This window comes from Streptomyces sp. NPDC060205, from assembly GCF_042728395.1.
In the GTDB taxonomy this organism is placed as follows: domain Bacteria; phylum Actinomycetota; class Actinomycetes; order Streptomycetales; family Streptomycetaceae; genus Streptomyces.
In genome coordinates this window covers 1-4056 of the sequence record NZ_JBHWZP010000533.1, presented here as the reverse complement: position 1 = coordinate 4056, position 4056 = coordinate 1, and the positions used below count along the sequence as shown (strand labels likewise).

General features: G+C 72.5%; 4 protein-coding genes. All 4 read left to right on the top strand.

Going from position 1 to position 4056, the window contains the following annotated elements; genetic code table 11:
• Nucleotides 1-156 precede the first annotated feature (156 nt).
• The 4 genes from ACFWGJ_RS42490 to ACFWGJ_RS42475 all read left to right on the top strand — a co-directional run bounded on the left by ACFWGJ_RS42490 (nt 157) and on the right by ACFWGJ_RS42475 (nt 4019).
• Entirely contained in the window at nt 157-342 is a 186-nt protein-coding gene (locus ACFWGJ_RS42490) for a Trm112 family protein (protein ID WP_107022483.1), read from the top strand.
• 145 nt (nt 343-487) lie between these two features.
• Nucleotides 488-1615, top strand: coding sequence for an SIS domain-containing protein (locus tag ACFWGJ_RS42485; RefSeq protein WP_387334319.1), 1128 nt, complete (start codon nt 488-490; stop codon nt 1613-1615).
• Nucleotides 1616-1700: 85 nt separating this feature from the next.
• Nucleotides 1701-2852 carry a mannose-6-phosphate isomerase, class I gene (gene manA, locus ACFWGJ_RS42480; protein WP_387334318.1) on the top strand — a complete coding sequence of 384 codons (1152 nt, stop codon included), beginning with the start codon at nt 1701-1703 and terminating at the stop codon, nt 2850-2852.
• 189 nt (nt 2853-3041) lie between these two features.
• Nucleotides 3042-4019, top strand: coding sequence for a cation diffusion facilitator family transporter (locus tag ACFWGJ_RS42475; protein WP_387334317.1), 978 nt, complete (start codon nt 3042-3044; stop codon nt 4017-4019).
• Nucleotides 4020-4056: the final 37 nt, after the last annotated feature.

The window sequence follows — 4056 nt, the reverse complement described above, 5'->3', positions numbered from 1 at the left end:
GAGGGGGCGCAGCCCCCATGCAGTGACGGGAAGGGTAGGGGCGGCGGGGGCGAAGACCCCCCGCGCCCACCCCCACGCAGCGGTACCCTGACCAGGCCACATCCCACCACCCACCCACCCCGGCCCACCCCCCCGAACCCCCCGAAGGGACCCGACATGCCGCTAGAAGCCGGCCTCCTGGAGATCCTCGCCTGCCCGGCCTGCCACGCCCCCCTCAAGGAGGCCTCCTCCGAAGAGCAGGAGGCCGAGCTGATCTGCACGGGCAAGGACTGCGGCCTGGCCTACCCCGTCCGCGACGGCATCCCGGTCCTCCTGGTGGACGAGGCCCGCCGCCCCGCGTAACCCCCGCCGCCCCGCGTAACCCCCGCCGGTCACGGAGAACCGACCCGCGGAAACGAACCACAGAAGCAACCCGGCAACCCACGAAGCGACCCACAGAAGCAACCCCGCAGAAGCGACCCCGCCCGGCGCCCGGAGGCTGCCCACCATGTTCGACGAATCACTCCTCGACGACCCGGAGGCGCTGTCCCGCGCGGACCGGCGGGACCTGCTCCGCGGCGCCGCCGAGGCGGGCGCCCGCGTACGCACCGCCGTCCGGCACGCCACCGAGGCCGGCATCGCCGAGCTCAAGCCCGACGGCCGCCCGCGCGCCATCCTGACCGCGGGCCCGGGCCTCGCCGCCACGTGCGTCGCCGACCTGCTCGGCTCGCTCGCCGGCGCCGCCTGCCCCGTCACCCGGCTCACCCCCCGCGGAGTGGCCCCGGCGGCGGGCGCCCTGCTCTGGGAACTCCCCGGCTGGGCGGGCCCCGTGGACCTGCTCCTGGTCGCCACCCCGGACGGCAGCGAACCCGGCCTCTCCCTCCTCGTCGAGCAGGCCTACCGGCGCGGCCTCACCGTCGTCGCCGTCTGCCCGCCCCGCACCCCGCTCACCGAGGCGGTGGCCGTGGCCCACGGGCTCTCCGTACCGATGGCGACCGCCCCCTACGAGCCGCAGGCCCCCGCCGCCGCCTCGGCCCCGGGCTCCCTCTGGGCGCTGCTCACCCCGCTGCTCGCCCTGCTCGACCGCACCGGCCTGCTGTCCGCGCCGCCCGACGCCCTGGAGAGGGTCGCCGACCGTCTCGACCAGGTGGCGGAGCGCTGCGGCCCGGCCATCGCGACGTACAGCAACCCCGCCAAGACGCTCGCGTCCGAGCTCGCCGAGGCACTTCCGGTGATCTGGACCGAGGGCGATTGCGCGGGTCCCGCGGGCCGCCGTTTCGTCGCCGCCCTGGCCGAACTCGCGGGACGCCCCGCCCTCACCGCCGAGCTGCCCGAGGCACTGGCCGCGCACAGCGTCCTCCTCGCGGGCACCCTGGCGGCGGGCGCGGACCCCGACGACTTCTTCCGCGACCGGGTCGAGGAGGCGCAGGTCGTCCACGCGCGCGTGGTCCTGCTGCGCGACCGTCCGGCCGGCGGCCGCACCGCCGCCCCGGCCGCCCGCGAGCTGGCCCTCGGCCACGACACGGCGATCAGCGAACTCGAACCGGAGGAGGGCGGCGACCTGGAGACGCTCGCCGAACTGATCGCCGTCACGGATTTCGCCGCCGTTTACCTGGCGCTCGCCTCGACGGCCTGACCTTGAGCCACGCGTCCTGAACCTTGAGCCAGGCCTCCTGACCGGAGCCCGCGTACCAGCGCACGTACGGAGAAGAAGACAGAGCATGGACCGCCTCGACAACACCGTCCGCCCCTACGCCTGGGGTTCCACCACGGCCATCCCGCGGCTCCTCGGCACCGAGCCGACCGGCGAACCGCAGGCGGAGATGTGGATGGGCGCCCACCCGGGCGCACCCTCACGCACCCCCCGCGGCCCCCTCACCGAGGTGATCGCCGCGGCCCCCGAGCGTGAACTGGGCGCCGGGGCGGTCGCGAAATTCGGCCCGCGCCTGCCCTTCCTGCTCAAGATCCTCGCCGCGGGCGCCCCCCTCTCCCTCCAGGTGCACCCCGACCTGACCCAGGCCAAGGAGGGGTACGAGGACGAGGAGCGCCGCGGTGTCCCGATCGACGCACCGCACCGCAACTACAAGGACGCCAACCACAAACCCGAACTGATCTGCGCGCTCACGGAGTTCGACGGCCTGTGCGGCTTCCGCGCCCCGCTGGAGGCCGCCGAACTGCTGTCGGCCCTGGAGGTCGACTCCATCAAGCCGTACGTCGACCTGCTGCACGCGCACCCCGAGGAGGCCGCGCTGCGCGAGGTGCTGACCGCAGTACTTACTGCCGATCCCGAGCTGATGGCCACCACGGTCACCGAGGCCGCCGCTGCCTGCGCCCGGCTCGGCGGCGCCCACGCCCCGTACGCCTCGATCGCGCACCACTACCCCGGAGACCCGGGTGTCATCGCCGCGATGCTCCTCAACTACGTACAACTGCAGCCCGGTGAGGCCCTGTTCCTCGGGGCCGGTGTGCCGCACGCGTATCTGAACGGCCTCGGCGTCGAGATCATGGCGAACTCCGACAACGTGCTGCGCTGCGGACTCACCCCCAAGCACGTCGACGTCCCCGAACTCCTGCGCATCGTCCGCTTCGAGGCGGGCGACGCGGGTGTACTGCGCCCCGAGGCCTCCCCGGACGGCGAAGAGGTCTACGAGACCCCCATCGACGAGTTCCGCCTCTCCCGGTACGTCCTCCCGGCGGGCGGACCCGGCCGCGACCTCACCCGCGGCACCCCGCAGATCCTGCTGTGCACCGCGGGCTCCGTACGGACGGGTGACAGCACGCTCGTCCCGGGCGGATCCGTGTTCGTACCCGCGGACGAAAAGGTGGAAGTCTCCGGAAGCGGGACGATTTTCCGGGCCACGGTCGTCGTCTGACGGAATCACCGGGCATCACTGCGGCGGCCCGGCGTTCCGGGGCCGGTCCGGGCTGCAACAATGACCCACCGCAAAGGGCAGGCAAAATGCGCGACGGCAGCCTGACGGCGGCACGACCGGGCAGCCGGGTGACAGACGACTGCCGGTCGAGTGGCAGTCGAGTCGCAGACGAAGGGACATCGGAAGCACATGAGCGCGTCAGGCGGAACCAGGGCGATCGTGGCGGCACTCGCCGCCAACCTCGCGATCGCGGCAGCGAAGTTCGTGGCGTTCCTCTTCAGCGGTTCGTCGTCGATGCTCGCCGAGTCCGTGCACTCGCTCGCCGACTCCGGCAACCAGGGACTGCTGCTCCTCGGCGGCAAGAAGGCCAAGCGCGAGGCGACCCCGCAACACCCCTTCGGCTACGGCCGCGAGCGCTACATCTACGCCTTCCTCGTCTCGATCGTCCTCTTCTCGGTCGGCGGCATGTTCGCGATCTACGAGGGCTACGAGAAGATCAAGCACCCGCACGAGATCGAGCACTGGTACTGGCCGGTGGGCGTCCTCGTCTTCGCGATCATCGCCGAGGGATTCTCCTTCCGGACGGCCATCAAGGAGTCCAACCACACCCGCGGCAAGCAGTCCTGGAAGGACTTCGTACGCCACGCCAAGGCGCCCGAGCTGCCGGTCGTCCTCCTGGAGGACCTGGGCGCGCTCGTCGGTCTGGTCCTCGCGCTCGGCGGTGTGGGCATCGCCCTGGCCACCGGTGACGGCGTCTGGGACGGCATCGGCACGCTGTGCATCGGCATCCTGCTCATCGTCATCGCGATCGTCCTGGCCGTCGAGACCAAGTCGCTGCTCCTGGGCGAGGCCGCCGGCATCGAGGCGGTCCGGAAGATCGAGGCCGCGATCGTCGACGGCGACACGGTCACCGGCATCATCCACATGCGCACGCTCCACCTCGGTCCCGAGGAACTGCTGGTCGCCGCCAAGATCGCCGTGGAGCACGACGACACGGCCGCCGAGGTCGCCTCCGCGATCAACGCCGCCGAGTCCCGTATCCGCGAGGCCGTCCCGATCGCCCGCGTCATCTACCTCGAACCCGACATCTACAACGAGTCCGAGGCCGTGAAGGGCGCCGACCCGGAGGCCACCCCGGGCGGCCCGGCACCGACCGCCGAACACTGACGCACGTACGACCGCTTGATACGTGGCCGGGGCCCGC

Excerpts from the sequence above, each read along its gene's own strand:
- ACFWGJ_RS42490 (WP_107022483.1), top strand. The coding sequence starts at position 157 with ATGCCGCTAGAAGCCGGCCTCCTGGAGATCCTCGCCTGCCCGGCCTGC.
- ACFWGJ_RS42485 (WP_387334319.1), top strand. The coding sequence starts at position 488 with ATGTTCGACGAATCACTCCTCGACGACCCGGAGGCGCTGTCCCGCGCG.
- manA (WP_387334318.1), top strand. The coding sequence starts at position 1,701 with ATGGACCGCCTCGACAACACCGTCCGCCCCTACGCCTGGGGTTCCACC.
- ACFWGJ_RS42475 (WP_387334317.1), top strand. The coding sequence starts at position 3,042 with ATGAGCGCGTCAGGCGGAACCAGGGCGATCGTGGCGGCACTCGCCGCC.